At 70.4% G+C, this 16,549-nt stretch carries 11 protein-coding genes; 2 read left to right on the top strand and 9 right to left on the bottom strand.

Annotated features, from left to right (window positions below; genetic code table 11):
- Positions 1–101: 101 nt before the first annotated feature.
- Entirely contained in the window at positions 102–1,088 is a 987-nt protein-coding gene (locus tag WAE60_RS00515; RefSeq protein ID WP_337684340.1) for a P1 family peptidase, read from the top strand.
- Here WAE60_RS00515 and WAE60_RS00510 read toward each other — a convergent pair.
- From WAE60_RS00510 to WAE60_RS00485, 6 genes are read right to left on the bottom strand one after another with little or no spacing between them, the layout of a single operon-like run.
- Complete coding sequence (locus WAE60_RS00510; protein WP_337684339.1) at positions 1,085–2,668, bottom strand: ABC transporter ATP-binding protein; 1,584 nt, start codon at positions 2,666–2,668, stop codon at positions 1,085–1,087. The genes WAE60_RS00515 and WAE60_RS00510 overlap by 4 nt on opposite strands.
- A gap of 1 nt (position 2,669) precedes the next feature.
- Positions 2,670–3,494: an ABC transporter permease gene (locus tag WAE60_RS00505; protein ID WP_337684338.1), complete on the bottom strand. Its 825-nt coding sequence runs from the start codon at positions 3,492–3,494 to the stop codon at positions 2,670–2,672.
- Positions 3,491–6,040, bottom strand: coding sequence for an ABC transporter substrate-binding protein (locus tag WAE60_RS00500; protein WP_337684336.1), 2,550 nt, complete (start codon positions 6,038–6,040; stop codon positions 3,491–3,493). The genes WAE60_RS00505 and WAE60_RS00500 overlap by 4 nt, the downstream gene beginning before the upstream one ends.
- Entirely contained in the window at positions 6,037–7,410 is a 1,374-nt protein-coding gene (locus tag WAE60_RS00495; protein WP_337684334.1) for a tetratricopeptide repeat protein, read from the bottom strand. The genes WAE60_RS00500 and WAE60_RS00495 overlap by 4 nt, the downstream gene beginning before the upstream one ends.
- A 31-nt stretch (positions 7,411–7,441) precedes the next feature.
- Positions 7,442–8,407, bottom strand: a complete 966-nt coding sequence (locus WAE60_RS00490) for an alpha/beta hydrolase (RefSeq protein WP_337684333.1) — start codon at positions 8,405–8,407, stop codon at positions 7,442–7,444.
- A 55-nt stretch (positions 8,408–8,462) separates the two neighbouring features.
- The gene (locus tag WAE60_RS00485) at positions 8,463–10,679 is read right to left on the bottom strand and encodes a TonB-dependent receptor (RefSeq protein ID WP_337684331.1); all 2,217 of its coding nucleotides are present in this window, start codon (positions 10,677–10,679) and stop codon (positions 8,463–8,465) included.
- A 245-nt stretch (positions 10,680–10,924) separates the two neighbouring features.
- On the opposite strand from WAE60_RS00485, the gene WAE60_RS00480 reads away from it, so the two are divergent.
- On the top strand, positions 10,925–12,250 hold the full coding sequence (locus tag WAE60_RS00480) for an aspartate aminotransferase family protein (RefSeq protein WP_337684329.1): 1,326 nt from the start codon (positions 10,925–10,927) through the stop codon (positions 12,248–12,250).
- Here the strand turns inward: WAE60_RS00480 and WAE60_RS00475 are convergent.
- The 3 genes from WAE60_RS00475 to WAE60_RS00465 form a co-directional block, all read right to left on the bottom strand.
- The gene (locus tag WAE60_RS00475) at positions 12,237–14,168 is read right to left on the bottom strand and encodes an ATP-binding protein (protein ID WP_337684327.1); all 1,932 of its coding nucleotides are present in this window, start codon (positions 14,166–14,168) and stop codon (positions 12,237–12,239) included. The two genes, WAE60_RS00480 and WAE60_RS00475, sit on opposite strands and share 14 nt — an antisense overlap.
- Before the next feature lie 161 nt (positions 14,169–14,329).
- Positions 14,330–15,682: an oxygen-independent coproporphyrinogen III oxidase gene (gene hemN, locus WAE60_RS00470; RefSeq protein WP_337684325.1), complete on the bottom strand. Its 1,353-nt coding sequence runs from the start codon at positions 15,680–15,682 to the stop codon at positions 14,330–14,332.
- 152 nt (positions 15,683–15,834) lie between these two features.
- Positions 15,835–16,479 carry an OmpW family outer membrane protein gene (locus tag WAE60_RS00465; RefSeq protein WP_337684323.1) on the bottom strand — a complete coding sequence of 215 codons (645 nt, stop codon included), beginning with the start codon at positions 16,477–16,479 and terminating at the stop codon, positions 15,835–15,837.
- Between the last annotated feature and the right edge of the window lie 70 nt (positions 16,480–16,549).

The following is a 16,549-nucleotide window of genomic DNA, read 5'->3' as shown; positions in this document are numbered from 1 at the left end:
TCCTCGTAGCGGATTTAGGTCCCAGGCCTTCGCCCGATGGCTGTAAGGGTTGTAAGACAAGCCCTGCGCGGCCGATCCGCGACGCCTTGAAGGACTCCGCCTTGCTTCGACCTGGTCCGCTCAACCTGCTCACCGACGTGCCGGGACTTCTGGTCGGCAACGCGACGGACGAGATCGCCCGCAGCGGCGTCACGGTCGTCCGCTTTCCCGGCGGCTGGACGGCGGGCGTGGACGTGCGCGGCGGCGGGCCCGGAACGCGCGAGACCGAGGCCCTGTCCAGCGAGAACGGCTACGCCCGGCTCCACGCGGCGGTTTTCAGCGGCGGTTCGGTGTTCGGCCTGGGCGCGGCCGACGGCGTGACGGCGGCGCTGTCGACCGCCGGGGAGGGGTTCGCCGTGCATCCCGCCGCGCCGCGCGCGCCGATCGTCGCCGGCGCGGTGCTCTACGACCTGTCCAACGACGGCGACAAGGATTGGGGCCTGGAGCCGCCGTACCGGCGCCTGGGGCTGGAAGCGTTCGCCGCGGCGGGTCAGGATTTCGCTCTGGGATCGGTGGGCGCCGGTCGCGGCGCCCGCGCGGGTCTGGTGAAGGGCGGGCTCGGCTCGGCCTCGTTGGACCTGGGCGACGGGCTGGTGGTCGGGGCCCTGGCGGTCGTCAATCCGGTCGGCTCGGTGTACATGCCCGACGGCGAGACCTTCTGGGCCTGGCCGTTCGAGATCGGCGGCGAATACGGCGGGCGCACGCCCAGCGGCCCGGCCGGGGCGGTGGAGCCGATGCCGGCGGACTCCCGGCTGGCGGGCAAGGGCGCGGCGCTCGGCGCCAACACCACCCTGGCCCTGGTGGCCGTCAACGCCGCGCTCGACGCGGGCGAGTGCAAGCGACTGGCGATGATGGCCCAGGACGGGCTCTCGCGCGCCATCCGCCCGGCCCACACCCCGTTCGACGGCGACGTCGTGTTCGCCGCCGCGTCGGGGGCGATAGACCTGGGCGACGAAGGCCGCCAGCATCGGATCGCGCGCCTCGGCTCGGCGGCCGGCGACTGCCTGGCCCGCGCCATCGCGCGCGGGGTCTACGCCGCGCGGGCCTAGCGCCGGGCGGCGAGGGCCCGGTCGAGGTCCGGCGTCGCGGCGATCAGTTGCGCCGTATAGGGATGTTTCGGATCGGCGAAGACCTCGGCGGTCGGACCGCTCTCGACGATCTCGCCCTTCTTCATCACCAGCATCCGGTCGGTCAGACCGCGCACCACGCCCATGTCGTGGGTCACGAACAGATAGGCCACGCCGAGCTCGTCGGAGAGGCGGGCCAGGAGGTCCAGCACCTCGGCGCGGACGGTGACGTCCAGGGCCGAGACGGCCTCGTCCAGGGCGATGACGTCCGGCTCGGCGATCAGGGCGCGGGCGATGGCGATGCGCTGGCGCTGGCCGCCGCTGAACTGGTGCGGATAGCGGTCGGCGGCCTCCGCGGGCAGGCCGACCTTGTCCAGGACGGCTTCGACCCGTCGACGGCGCTCGGTGGGCGCGATCCTCGCCTCCAGCAGGTGCAGCGGCTCGGCGACCAGCCGTTCGACCGTCCAGCGCGGGTCGAGGCTGCCGTTCGGGTCCTGGAAGACCAGCTGGATCGCCCGACGGCTCCGACGCGGCGCGTTCGGCGTGAACGGCGCGCCCGCCAGCCGAACCTCGCCGCCCTGGACGGGGTCCAGCGCCATCAACGCCCGTAGCAGGGTCGACTTGCCGCTGCCGGACTCGCCGACCAGGCCGACGATCTCGCCCGGACGGATGGTCAGGGAGACGCCTGACAGCACGCGCACGGGCGGGGCGGCCTTCAGGAAGCCGCGCCGCCCGGGATAGTCGCGAACGACCCCCCGCGCTTCCAGCACAGGGGCGGCGTCTGCATCGGGTCTGCGCGTGCGCACCGGCGCACGCGCCGCGTCGGCGGCCAGAGCGCGGGTATAGGGATGGGCCAGGGCCGCGAAGAGGGCTCCGGTCTCGCCCCGTTCGACGATCTCGCCGTCCTTCATCACCGCCACGTGGTCGGCGGCTTCGGCGACGAGGGCCAGGTCGTGGCTGATCAGGATCAGCGCCGCGCCGTCCTCGCGGACCAGGCGGAGCAGCAGGTCCAGGATCTGGGCCTGGGTGGTGACGTCCAGCGCCGTGGTCGGCTCGTCGGCGATCAGCAGGCGCGGGGACAGGACGACGGCGATGGCGATGGCCACGCGCTGGCGTTGGCCGCCCGACAGCTCGTGGGGATAGCGCGTCAGGGGGATGTCGGCTAGGCCCACGCGGTCCAGCGCCTTGCGGGCGGCGGCCTTGGCCTCGGCGCGCGAGGCCTTGCGGTGCACCCGCACGACCTCGGCGACCTGGGCGCCGATGGTCATGACCGGGTTCAGCGCGGTCATGGGTTCCTGGAACACCATCCCTATGCGGTCGCCGCGCAGTCGGGCCAGCTCGGCGTCGGTCAGGCCGAGCAGGTCGCGGCCCTCGAAGCGGATGGTCCCTTCGATCCGGGCGCCGCGCGGCGGCAGGCCCAGGATCGAGAGCGCCGTCATCGACTTGCCCGAGCCGGACTCGCCGACCACGCCCAGGACCTGGCCGGCGTCCAGGGTCAGACTCAGCCCCTTGAGGATCGGTTTGTCGGCGAGGGTGAGCGCGAGGTCCCGGATCTCCAGCATCTCAGCGCTCCTCGTCCAGGCGCGGATCGAAGCGGTCGCGCAGGCCGTCGCCCAGCAGGTTCAGGCCCAGCACGGTGACGACGATGGCCAGGCCGGGGAAGATCGCCTGCAGGGGCGCGATCGAGACCAGGGTCTGGGCGTCGGCCAGCATCTTGCCCCAGCTGGCGGCGGGCGGCTGGGCGCCGAGGCCGACATAGGACAGGCCCGCCTCGGCGATGACGCCCAGCGAGAATTGCAGGGTCGCCTGGACGATCAGCACACTGGCGAGGCCGGGCAGGATGTGTTCGAGCGAGATGTGGGCGGCGCCCTTGCCGGCCATGCGGGCCGCCAGGACGTAGTCGCGGGTCCACAGGGACAGGGCGGCGCCGCGGGTCAGGCGGGCGAAGACCGGCACGTTGAAGATCCCGATGGCGACCACGGCGTTGATCGCGCCCGGGCCCAGGACGGCGGTGAGCAGGATGGCCAGGATCAGGGCCGGGAAGGCGAAGACGACGTCCGAGGCGCGCATGACCAGCTCGTCGACCAGACCGCGCCGGGCGGCCGCCAGCAGGCCCAGCGGGACGCCCAGGCCGGCGCCCAGCAGGACCGCCACCAGCGAGACGGCCAAGGCGTTGCCCGCCCCCATCAGGATCATCGAGGCCACGTCGCGGCCGAAGTGGTCGCGGCCCAGCCAGTGGGCGGCGGTGGGTCCCTCCAGCCGGTGGCCGATGTCGAAGGCCGCGACGTCGTAAGGCGTCCAGACCAGGGAGAGCAGGGCGGCGGCGACGAAGATCGCGCTGATCGCGCCGCCGGCGACGAGGGCGGGGGAGAGACGGGCGCGGCTCATCGACCCCGGCTCCCGCGCAGGCGCGGATCGACGACCACATAGGCCAGGTCGATCAGGAAGTTGGTCGCCACCACGGCGAAGACCAGCAGCATGACCACGCCCTGCACCACGATCAGGTCGCGCTGCGTGATGGCCTGCAGGACGAAACGTCCCAGCCCGGGCAGGAAGAAGACGTTCTCGATGATCACCCCGCCGGCCAGCAGGAACGGGAACTGCAGGCCCAGGATGGTGAGAAGCGGGATCAGGGCGTTGGGCAGGCCGTGCCGCCACAGGGCCTGGCCGGCCGTCAGCCCCTTGGCGCGGGCGGTGCGCATCCAGTCCTCGGCCAGGGTGTCGATCAGGGCCGAGCGGGTGACGCGGGCGATGATCGCCGCCTGGGGCGCGGCCAGGGCCAGGGAGGGCAGGGCCAGGGCCTTCAGGGCCGGGACGAGGCCGGCCTCCCATCCCGGGAAGCCGCCGGCAGAGACCCAGCGCAGGCTGATGGAGAAGACCATGACCAGCAGCACGGCGAACCAGAAGTTCGGGATGGCGACGCCCACCTGGGTCAGGCCCATCACGATCGTGTCGGCCGCCTTGCCCCGCCGCGCGGCGGCCAGGGCGCCGATCGGCGCGCCGATGACCACGGACAGGACCATGGCCAGCAAAGCCAGGGGCAGGGAGACGCCGATCCGCTCGGCGACCAGGGCCGCGACCGATGTCTGGTAGGTGTAGCTGACGCCGAGATCGCCGTGCAGCATGCCCAGCAGCCAGGCCAGGTAGCGTTGCGTCGCCGGGCCTTCGAGACCCATCTGCTGGCGCAGGCTGGCTGCCGCCTCGGGGCTGGCGTTCAAGCCCAGCATGTAGGCGGCCGGGTCGCCGGGGATGACCTGGATGACGCCGAAGATCACGATGCTGGCGGCCAGCAGGGTCAGGACCATCACCGCCGCGCGGCCGGCCAGCCAGGTCGCGCCGAAGCGGGCGGCGATCGCCAGCAGCCCCAGCAGGGCGGCGAGCGCCAGGACGCCGCCGAGGATCGCGCCGGCCGGCCCGGCCTTGGCGACGGGGCCGTCCGCGACGCCCTGGCCGCCGAACGAGGCGGTGCGCAGGTCGATCGCCTGGGTCGGCGAATTGACCCAGAAGTCCTTCAGCCGAGCGTCGAAGGCGCCCAGGCGGGGGAACTGGAACAGGAAGCCGTTGACCGCGTCGTCGGCGATCCGGCGCTGGATCTGGCCGAGGATCACGGTCCGCTGACCCTCGTCGGTCGCGCCCTTCAGCGTCTCCATCAGGCTGTGGAAGGCGTCGCTGTGGTAGCCGAAATAATAGTCGGCCTTGTCGTAGATGCCGTAGTCCATCGGCTCGGTGTGGGCGACGATGCTCAGGTCGAAGGCGTGGCGGCCGTACACCTGGTCCAGCCACTGGGCCCATTCCAGGTTCTCGATCTTCACCCGTATGCCCGCCTGGGCCAGTTGGGCGGCCGCGATCTCGCCGCTGCGCCGAGCGTAGTTGGGCGGTGGCAGTTTCAGGGTCAGCGACAGGCCGTTCGGATAGCCGGCTTCCGCCAGTAGCGCCTTGGCCTTGGCGACGTCGTGCGGATAGAGGCCCGTCAGGTCGACATAGGCCGCGTTCTGCGGCGGGAAGTGGCTGCCGATCGGCACGCCGTAGCCGTACATCGCCCCGTCGATGATCGTCCGCCGATCCAGGGCGTGCTGGATGGCGCGGCGCACCCGGACGTCCGCGAGCGGGCCGGTGCGGTTGTTGATCGCCAGGATCACCTCGCCCTCGCTGGAGGCGGTGATCACCTTCAGGGACGGATCGGCGCGGAGCTGGGCCAGGCTCTCCGGCGCCGGATAGTCGGTGAAGGCGTCGACCTCGTGGGTCTTGATCGCCGCGAAGGCCGCGGCGGGATCGGCGATGAACCGGAACCTCACCTGGCGCAGGCGGGCCGGCTGGCCCCAATAGCCGTCGTTGCGCGTCAGGGTCACCGCGTCGCCGCGCCGCCAGTTGGCGAAGCGGAACGGGCCGGTGCCGACGGGCGCGGTGGCCAGGCCGGCGGCCGAGCGGGGCGAGACCATCACGCTGTCGCCCCAGGCCAGCACGTAGAGCAGGTCGCTGTCGCGCTGGGCCAGGTGCAGGCGCACCGTGCGGGGATCGACCACCTCGACCCGGCGGATCACGCTCAGCGCCTGCTTCTGGACGTTGGTCGAGGCCGGTGCGATCGCGCGCTCCAGGCTGAACTTGACGGTTCCCGCGTCGAAGGCCGCTCCGTCCTGGAAGCGCACGCCGTCGCGCAGGTGGAAGGTGTAGGTCAGGCCGTCGGGCGAAACCTCCCACCAGGTGGCCAGCAGCGGCTTGACCGCGCCCTGGGCGTCGAGCCGGACCAGGCCCTCGAAGATGTTGCCGTAGACCACCTCGTCGGTCGGGGCGGCCGCGCCCGAGGTCGGGTCGAGGTTGGGCGGTTCCAGCTGCAGGGCGATCGTCAGGCTGTCCTTGGGCGCGGCCTGGACCGCCGGCGCCAGGGCCATGGCGAGGGCGGCGGCCAGGCCGCCGAGGAGGGCGCGCAGCCTCACGCGATGGCCGCCAGGCGACGCTCGACGCGGGCGCGGGCCTTGGCGGCCTCGCCGGGAAGGCCAAGGCGGTCGTAGACGGCGGCCAGGGCGCGGTTGAGCGGGACGCCGTCGGGATCGAAGCCCCGGCGCAGCTCGAGGGTCTGCTGGGCCTCGGACAGCCGATCGGCGCGGAGCAGGGCCGCGAGGATCAGTTGTTCGAAGAGGTCGCGCTGGGCGTGGCTGCCCCCGATCTCGGCCAGCCGGGGCAGGGCGGCGCGCAGGCCGCGCAGCGCCGCCGCGTCGTCGCCGCGCGCGTGGGCGACCAGCCCCTCGGCGGCCGGCAAGGCCACCTCGCGCCAGGTCTCTCGGACATGGTCGGGCGCGTCCAGCGCCGCGCGGCGCACGGCGGCCAGCAGGGCGTCGGCTTCCGGACGTCCGGCGCGGGCCAGGCCGTAGAGGTACTGCAAGGTCAGGAACGGCTGGACCACGTCGTCGGCGCGGACGACCAGGTAATCGGCCAAGTCGTTCCAGCGCCCGCCGAGGTCCAGGCCGGCCAGCTCCATCCGCGCCAGCAGCGAGACGGCGCCGACCTGGTCCTGGGAATAGTCCTTGGCCTGGGCCCAGCAGTGGTCGTCATAGGCGGCCAGCGCCGCCTCGAACCGTCCCTGGCTCAGATAGAACAGCGCCAGATGCCACCACAGGTGCGTGTCCATGAACGAGTTGAGTCCCGTCCAGGTGTCGCGGACGCCTTCCAGGAACGCCGCGCCCTCGTCGATGCGGCCCTGGGTCAGCATCACATGGGCCAGGGCGTGCTGGGCCCAGGGCTCCTTGCGCTTCAGCGTCAGCGCCCGGCGGGCGGCGGCCTCGGCCTCGTCCAGCAGGTGGCATTGCTCGTAGGCGAAGGCCAGCATGGCGTGCAGCTGGGGGACGTCGTCGGCGGCCGGCAGGGCCTGGCTCGCCGATCGGAGCATGGCGGGGAAGTCGCCGCGATTGAAGTCGTGGTACTGGCGCAGCTTCAGGATCAGCAGGTCGCGGGGCCAGGCCTCCAGGATGGCGTCGGCGATCGCGAGCGCGCCGGGGATGTCGTCGGCGGACCAGGCCGCGACGAAATCCACGACCCGGCGCTCGCGCGGATGGGCCGCGCCTGCCGCCTCGCGGGCCCGGGCCAGATAGGGCGCCGCGCGTTCCGCCGCCTCCGGCGCTTCGAGAAGCAGCCAGAGGGCGGCGGCGTAGGCGTTGAGCAGGGCGCTCGACGGCTCGGCCTCGGCCGCGGCGAGGATGTCCGCCGCCCGCGTCTCGTAACTCAGGAAGCCATCGACGAAATCGTCGATGGCCGCCAGGGCCGTGTCGGAGGTCGGGCTGACCGGATTGCCGAGATAGTCGGTACGCATGGGGTTACTCTAGAGGTCCCGGGGCTGGACGCTAGCGGATGCCGGCGTCCGCCAGGAAGGCGGCGACGTCGTCGGCCGTACGTTGCGGGATCTCGACCTGGGGCAGGTGGCCGACCTTCGGATAGACGATCAGCTTGGCGCCCGGGATCGCCTCGGCGAACTTGTGCGCGCCGGCCACCTCGATCAGCGGGTCGATCTCGCCCCACAGCACCAGGGTCGGGGCCTTGATCGTCGAGAGAGCCTCCTTGGTGGCCTGGCCGTGCTTGCCGGGCTGGATCGACATCAGGATCGCGCGATGGCCCGGGGCGCGCTGCAGTTCGGCCCAGCGGTCGATGAAGGCGTCGGTGATCACGGCGGGATCGCCGACCTCGCCGCGCAGGCCCGAGCGGATCAGCGGCTTGTTGTCGATCGAGCGCAGGAAGGCGCGGCCCCACGAATATTTCAGCAGCTTGAAGGCCAGCGGCGGCTTCTTCAGCGTGGTCGCCGGCCAGCCGGCGGCGTCGGCGAGGATCAGGGCGTCCACGCGGTTCGGATAGCGCACGGCTGTCTGCCAGGCCACGCCGCCACCCATCGAATTGCCGGCGATGGCGAACCTGGGCAGGGCCAGCTTGGCGGCCAGGGCGTCGATCAGGTCGGCGTAGCCGTCGCCGCTGGCGACATAGCCGGCCGGGGCGCGGGTCAGGCCGTGGCCCGGCAGGTCGACGGTGATGATCCGGTAGCGGTCGCCCAGGCGCGCGACCCAGCCTTCCCACGAGAAGTGCGAGTCGCCGAAGCCGTGGACCAGCACCAGCACCGGCCCGTCGGCCTTGCCCTCGTCCTTGTAGTGCAGGCGCACGCCGCCCGGCAGGTCGGCGTAGTGCGAGGCCGCCGTGGCGTATTTCGCCTCGAGTTCTTCATAGGGGATATCGGGGCCGCGCAGCAGCAACCAGCCGACAAAGCCGGCGACCACCACCAGCGCGACCAGGCCGCCCAGCACCGACAACACGATCTTGATCATCGAACTCTCCAGAACGCTCGGCCTCCCCGCCGCGAGGGCGGGAAGGCCTTGGACGCTAGTACTTCAGGCTGGCGCGCACGCCCCAGGTCGCCGGCTCGCCGGGGGCGGCGATGTCGATGTAGGGCAGGAAGAAGTTGCGGGTCAGGTCGTACTTCTCGTTGAAGACGTTGCGGCCGAACAGGGTGAGCGCCCAGGGACCGGTCGACGGCGTCAGGGTGATGCTGGCGTTGGCCAGCCAGTAGGAGTCGACGTTGTAGCGCGAGCCCAGCAGCAGCGGCTTGGTCTCGTCGTGGAAGGCGTAGTTGCCCTCGGCCTCCAGCTGATAGTCGCCCAGCGACCAGCCGTAGGAGACGTCGCCGCCATAGCTGAGCGGCGGGAAGCCCACCTTGGCGCCGGTACGGTCGACATAGACGGCGTGGCCGGCCGCCGTGCTGGCGGCGATGTCCAGGTCGTTGGTGTACTTGTCGAACTTGCCGGTCTTGTAGCCCAGCGACTGGCCGATCCGCAGGCCGGGAGCCGGCCGCCAGGTCAGCTCCAGTTCACCGCCGTAGATGTGCGACTTCTGGGCGTTGACGATGGCGCCGATCGGGCCGTTGTTGATGTCGTAGATCGCCGACTGAACCTGCTGGTCCTTGTAGTCGTAGTAGAACACCGAGCCGTTCAGCTGGACGGTGTTGTCGGCGAAGCTGGACTTGAAGCCGGTCTCGTAGGCCCACAGGGTCTCGGGCCGGAAGCCGTCGACCGCCGAGGCGTCGCCCACGTTGTACGAGGTGAAGCCGCCCGACTTGGTGCCCTTGCTGGCGCTGGCGTACAGCAGGACGCCGTCGACCGGCCGGTACTCCAGGCCCAGCTTGCCGGTCAGGGTCTTGTTGTGCAGCGACTTGTCGGCCGTGGGGCTGAAGTTGGTCGGCGGCGCGCCGGGGGCGAAGACACCGGCGGTGACGAAGTCGTCCTGATTGCGCTTCTCATCCTCGCCGCGCAGGCCGCCGATCAGCTTAAGCTTGTCGTTGAGCGCGTATTCGACCTGGCCGAACAGCGAACCCGAGCGGACCTTCTGGTTGTAGCTGGTGCGGGTGTCGAACAGCAGCGACTGGTAGAAGTCCGAATAGAAGGCCTCGTCCAGGGTCTCGCGCGAATAGTAGGCGCCGACCAGCCACTGCAGCGGCCCTTCGGCCTTCGACGAGGCGCGGACCTCCTGCGAGAAGACCTTGGCGTCGGTGTCGAAATAGGTCCCGGCATAGGCGTAGGCCGAGGCGTCCCAGTCGTTGTATTCCTTGCGGTGCAGGCGCTCGTACGAGGTGATCGAGACCACGTCGACCGCGTCGTTGCCGCCGTGGGCGCGCAGGCTGACGCCGCTGCTGTCGGTGTCGTGGAACGGCTTGGCGTTGGTGGCGATGCCGGTCAGGTCCGCGAAGGCGGATGAACCGCCCCAGCCGGTGGCCTTGCGGTCGGTGTCGGCCGGGATCGTCGGCAGGGCCGAATTGTAGCTGAGCGGATTGAACAGGTAGAGGCCGGTGGGCTCGGACTTGTCGCGGCCGTAGTGGGCGCTCAGCAGGAAGTCGAGCTTGTCGCTGGGCTGCCAGGCCAGTTGGCCGCGCACGCTGGTGCTGTCCTTGTCGCCCAGCTTCTCGCCGGTGGTGCGGTTCTTCTGCCAGGCGCCGCCCTGGTCGGTGACGAAGGCCAGACGGCCCTGCAGGGCGTCGCCGATCGGTCCCGAGACGTAACCCTCGGCCTTGAAGTGGTCGTGGCTGTCGTATTCGGCGGTGATCCCGGCCGCCTGGGTGGTGGTCGGCCGGTTGGTGATGAAGTTGATCGCGCCGCCGGTGGTGTTGCGGCCGTAGAGCGTGCCCTGCGGGCCGCGCAGCACCTCGACCCGGGCGATGTCGAACAGCAGCCCTTGGGTCTGGGCCTGGATCGGATAGGCCACTTCGTCGACGCTGACCCCGACGGTCGAGGAGTTGTTCGAGGCGTAGTCGTCGAAGCCGACGCCGCGCAGGCGGAAGCTGGGTTGGCCGCTGCCGAACTGCGGCGTGATCTCCAGGCTGGGCGTGGCGTACTGCAACTGATTGACCGTGGCGACGCTGCGCGCGACCAGCTGCTCGCCCGAGATCACCGACAGGGCCACGCCCACGTCCTGGGCCGACTGTTCCCGGCGCTGGGCGGTGACGATCACCTGCTCCAGTTCGGTGTTGGTCGCCTGGGCGAAGGCCGCACTGGCTAGGGAGGCGGTCAGGGCGCCGGCGGCGGTCCCGATGAGTAGACGCTTGATCACTGGATAATCCCCGCTTGCGGCGCACGCTCTTGAGGCGAAAACGCCGGTTTTTCGTTCGCCCGAGAATTCCTACTGAATGAATGGGGATTCAAACCGAGATTTCCTCCCGATAAGCCAAGCTTCTCTAATCGGCGTTCAGCTGAGCGGAAAAATTCTGATTGGGCACGCAGATTTATCAGGAAAGCGGGGGGATTGCGCGACGAGGCGGTGGCGTGGATTTCTCTACTCATTGAGTAGGATTTTGCATGCCCGACACCAATCTGAACCTCGACCACTACTGGATGCCGTTCACGGCCAACCGCCAGTTCAAGGCCGCGCCGCGTCTGCTGGCGGGCGCCGAGGGCATGTACTACGCCAGCGCGGACGGCCGCCGGATCCTCGACGGCACGGCGGGCCTCTGGTGCGTCAACGCCGGCCACGGGCGCCGCGAGATCGCCGAGGCGGTGTCGCGCCAGCTGCTGGACCTGGACTATGCGCCGTCCTTCCAGATGGGCCACCCGGTCGCCTTCCAGTTCGCCGAGGCCCTGGCCGCGATCGCGCCGGGCGGTCCGGAGGCCGGTCTGGACCGGATCTTCTTCGCCAACTCGGGTTCCGAGGCCGTCGACAGCGCCCTGAAGATCGCCGTGGCCTATCAGCGGGCGATCGGGCAGGGGACGCGCACCCGGTTCATCGGCCGCGAGCGCGGCTATCACGGCGTCGGGTTCGGCGGCATCTCGGTCGGCGGATTGGTCAACAATCGGCGCGTCTTCCCGCTGCTGAACGGCGCCGATCATCTGCGCCACACGCACGACCTGGGCCGCAACGCCTTCTCGCGGGGCCTGCCCGAGCACGGCGCCGAGCTGGCCGACGATCTCGAGCGCCTGGTCGCGCTGCATGGCGCGGAGACGATCGCGGCGGTCATCGTCGAACCCGTGGCGGGGTCCGCCGGCGTCCTGCCGCCGCCGAAGGGCTATCTGGAGCGCCTGCGCGCGATCTGCGACCGCCACGGGATCCTGCTGATCTTCGACGAGGTGATCACCGGCTTCGGGCGGCTGGGCGCGCCGTTCGCCACGGACTATTTCGGCGTGGTCCCGGACCTCGTGACCGTGGCCAAGGGCATCACCAACGGCGCCTTGCCGATGGGCGCGGTGTTCGCCAGCCGCAAGATCCACGACGCCCTGATGACCGGCCCCGAGCCGCAGATCGAGCTCTTCCACGGCTATACCTATTCCGGCCATCCCGTGGCCTGCGCGGCGGGCCTGGCGACGCTGGGTCTCTATCGGGACGAGGGCTTGCTGACCCGCGTGGCGGGGCTCGAAGCCACCTGGAGCCAGGCGCTGCACGCCCTGGCCGACGCGCCCCATGTCATCGACGTCCGCGCCATCGGCCTGATGGGCGGCGTCGAGCTGGCGCCCAGGGACGGCCAGCCGGGCGCGCGCGGCTACGACGTGCTGGTCGCCTGTTTCGAAGCGGGCCTCCTGGTCCGCGTGACCGGCGACATCGTCGCGCTCTCGCCGCCCCTGATCGCCGACGTCGGCCATATCGCCGAACTGACGGCGACCTTGCGCGACGTCCTGATCAAGGTGTCGTGAGTTCGACGGCCTCACGCAGCTGGCCGACGATCGGCAGCAGCAGGGTGAAGGCGGTTCCGTCCGGTCCCGATACCAGCTCGACCCGGCCGCCGATCGCCGCCGCGCGACGGGCCTGGTTGCCCAGGCCGCGGCCTTCGGCGGCGGCCGAGACATCGAACCCATGTCCGTTGTCGACCACGCTGACCTGCACGAAGCCGTCGCGCGCCTCGGTGGCCAGCCGGATCTCGCCGGCGCCGGCGTGCTTGATCACGTTGGTGAAGGCCTCCTGCAGGATGCGCAGGATGTGCAGCGAATGGCGCTGGTCGAGCCAGGCCAGCGGCGGCACGTCCTGGACCTCCCACCGTAGCTTGACGCCCGTGGCTTCGAGCCGCGGCTGGAGGCGGAAACGCAGCGTGCCGAGCAGCAGGAGCAGGTCGGTCTCGACCGGCTCCATCGAGTCGATGGTCAGCTTCAGGTCGTCGATGCAGCTCTTCAGGAGCTGGGCGATCTCGTGCTCGTCGATCCTGCCGTGCTCGACCACCCGCAGGGCGCTGACCAGGGACGAGCCGAGCCCGTCGTGCATGTCCTGCATCAGCCGCTGGCGTTCCCGGTGCAGCACCTCGCGCCGCTCGACCTCGCGCAGCTTCTGGTGGCTTTCGGTCAGTTCGGCCTCGCGCGCGGCCAGCCGTTCGGCCAGCACCGCGTTGGCGCGCTCCACCTCGCTCATCGCCCGTATGTAGCGGTTCAGCATGATCAGGCAGAAGGCGACGATCAGTCCGATCTCGGCATAGATGTTGAGGAACAGGCCCTCGATGTTGACCAGGTTGTTCTGGAGCAGAAGGTCGTAGGCGCCGGCCAGGACGCTCAGCAGCCCCCAGGCGGCCAGGACCACGCCTTCCCGCGAACGCGCCCGCCAGCTTCGGTGGAAGCCGAGGCCGAAGGTGGTGATCGCCAGGACCCCCATGACCAGATAGACGATCGGCGACACGATCGTGGCGTCGAACGTGCCGGCGAAGAGCGGCAGGGTCAGCAGGTTGACCGCCAGGCTGGTGGTCGCGATCAGGGCGGTGAGCCAGGGCTGGCGATGATGATGCAGCCTGACCAGGAACAGCTGGGCGATCAGGATCATCCAGCTCAGCGCATTGACCGTCAGCCAGCCGAACCAGGCGTCCGGGATCGGCAACCGGTCCGTTCCCATGAAGGTGTGCATCACCCGCAGCAGCGCCACGATGCTCATCACCGCGAAGAGCAGCAGCAACGTCTCCCGCCGTCGCCCGAGCCAGACCAGGAAGGCGAAGATGCCGGTCCCGAGGAATATCGCCGAACTGAGATAGGGCAGCTCGATCTGGAAGAAGTCGCGCACGTAGTAGGCCGCGCCCAGCTGGCGGTAGTCGCCCAGCCATAGGGTCGACAGCGCCCCGCCCAGGCCCCGGACGTGGCGGATGCGGATCAGGATGTCCTTGGGCGGCGTGGTCTCGGCCGCGTCCTCCAGCGGAATCCACAGCGGCCGGTTCGAGCCGTTCCACTGCAGATTGGCGTGCGACTGGTAGAACAACGCGCCGTCGACATAGATCGCGATCTCGCCGTCGGTCTTCCAGCGCGGGATGTAGAGATAGGCGTCGGGCGGCGCCGCTTGCCCCGGTCCGAGCTGGAAATGGTACCAGGTGGTGCGCGTGGGCAGGGCGTCCGCCTCGCCGGGCTGGGTCCGGACCTCGGGGCGGGGCGCGTGGGGCAGGGCGACGGTCCGCCATTGGCCGGGGATGTCGCGCCAGTCCACGCGACGCGGAGGCGGCGCATAGCCCTGGCTGTCCTGGGCCAGCACCTGGGCCTGGACGAGATGGATTCCATGAGGCCGGCTGACGAGATAGACGCAGACCAGGACCAGCACGAGCGCCGCGGCGTAGAGCAGCGGGACGCGCAGGCTTCGATGGAATTCCATGGCGACGGGCCCCGTGGATCGCTTCGATCTTCGGGCGCGCGGGCTCCTGGTGGACCCGCCGGACGAAGATCGTGACCGTGTTGCGGGAAGCCTGCCTCAGTTCGGCGATTTCGTCATAGCCGAAAGCCTTGTCGATCGGTTCCGACGTTCTCGCGTCGGGTTCAGACCGCTTTCGCGTGGCGAGCCGGGGCGACCGGGAGGCGGGCGTCGAAAGCCGCCGCCACGACCCGCATGAGCCGCCGGGCCCCTTCGGGAATGGTCACCCGCCCGCCGTCGCGGACGCAGAATCCCGCGATCTGCAGGGCGTCGAGCGCGCCGAGGCCGCCGGCGAGGTGGTCCGGGGGGAAGCCGTGCTCCCGGCATGTCGCCTCGACATCGACCGTCAGGCCGCACATCAGGCGCTCGATGACGGCGGCGCGCAGGCGGTCCTCGTCGCTCAGCGCCAGGGCGCGGGCGAGCGGCGGTTCGCCCTTGGCGATCCGGGCGGCCCACTGGTCGGTCGGCGCCAGGTTCTGGACGAAGCCCTCGCGGAACTGGCCGATGGACGAGGGACCGATCGGCACGAGCACGGGGGCGGGGTCGTCGGTATAGCCCTGGAAGTTCCGCCGCAGGCGTCCCGTCATGGCCGCCTTGCTCAGGGGATCGTCGGGAAGGGCGTAGTGGTCCAGACCGATACGGACATAGCCTGCCCCGACCAGGGCGGCGTCGGCGGCCTCGGCCTGGGCCCAGCGTTCGTCGAGATCGGCGAGGTCGGCTTCGCGGATCATGACCTGGTGTTTCTTCATCCACGGGACGTGCGCGTAGCCGAAGACCGCCACGCGGTCGGGGCGCATCTCGGCGGCGCGGCGCGCGGAGTCGTGGACGTTCTCCACCGTCTGTCCGGGCAGGCCGTACATCAGGTCGAAGTTCATGCCGCGCACCCCCGCCTGGCGCAGGCCCTGGACGGCGTGGGCGACCTGCTCGATCGGCTGGACGCGGTTGACCAGGGCCTGGACCCGGGGATCGAAGGTCTGGACCCCCAGGCTCACGCGCGTGACGCCGGCGTCGCCGACGGCCTCGATGAAGGCGTCAGACAGCAGGCCTGGGTCCAGCTCGGCGGCGATCTCGGCGTCGGGCCTCAGGCCGAAGACGCGCTTGAGGCGCTCGACCAGGCGCTGGAAGTCGGCCGGGTTCAGGGCGTTGGGGCTGCCGCCGCCGAAATGCAGATGGGTCAGGCCGTCGTGCTCGCCCAGGCGTCGGGCGACCAGATCGATCTCGTGCCCGAGCAGGTCGGCATAGGCGGCGACGCGTTCGTAGCCGTGGGTGATCGTGGTGTGGCAGCCGCAGTACCAGCAAAGCCGACGGCAGAACGGCACATGGACATAGATCGACAGGCGGTCGTCCGGCCGGGTCGCGCCGAACCAGCCTTGGCCGACGGCCGCCTGGTCCGCCTGGAAGGCGAGGGCCGTCGGATAGCTGGTGTAGCGCGGCAAGTTACGTTGGGCGTGCGCACGCTGTTCGGCGGAGAGGAGCATCGATCGAGGCTTTCGAAGGGTACGGTCGCTTCATGGCTCCCGATCGCCCGGCCGGCCTTGATGTTCGTCAAAAAGCCGGCGCGCCGCCGCCGGCGGGCGTCGGATGGGGGCCCCGCCCCAGCGCCGAGGCTGGGGCGAGGCGTCCGGCCGGTCTAGAACAGGTGGGACAGGCCCACCGAGGTCACGAGCGGGTCGAGATCGACCTTCGCCTTCAGCGCGCCGTCGTTAATCTTGGCGTCGGTGTCGAAGAAGACCTTCTTCACGTCGGCGTTCACCAGCCACTGGTTCCTGAGCTTGATGTTCACGCCCGCCTGGAGGGCGTAGCCGATGCCGTCGTCGAGCCCGACCTTGAAGCCGTTCTTGTCGCTGTTCTTGTAGAACAGCATGTAGTTGAGGCCCGCCCCGACATAGGGGCTGACCCGGGCGGCCGGCAGCGGGTGGTACTGCAGCGTCACGACCGGCGGCAGCACCCAGGCTTCGTGGACGACCACGTCGGTCCCGGGACCGCGCGCCCGGATTTCGTGATGGGTCGTCCCCAGGATCGCCTCGACCGCGACCTTGTCGGTAAGGAAATAGGTGAAACCCAGCGTCGGCTTCACGTCGTCGCCGACGTGCGCCTTCAGGCCGGTGGCGGCGCCTGAGGCGGTCAGGATCGCGGCGTCCTTGTCCGGCGCGACCTGCGTCGCGCGGACGTGGACGATCAGGTCCCCCTTGGCGTTCGTGGTGAAGTCCTGGGCGTTCGCGGCGCCGGCGCAAAACACGCCCAAGGCGACGAGCGAAATAATGGAGGTCTTCATATCGTATCCCCTGGATCGCGACGTCAGTGTTTCCGTCGCGTCTTCACTCTAGGGGGTGCGGTATGGAGGA

The sequence above is a fragment of the Caulobacter sp. CCG-8 genome, from assembly GCF_037402475.1.
Classification (GTDB): domain Bacteria; phylum Pseudomonadota; class Alphaproteobacteria; order Caulobacterales; family Caulobacteraceae; genus Caulobacter.
The sequence above is the reverse complement of the archived record's forward strand: the minus strand, read 5'-3'. Positions and strand labels throughout refer to the sequence as shown.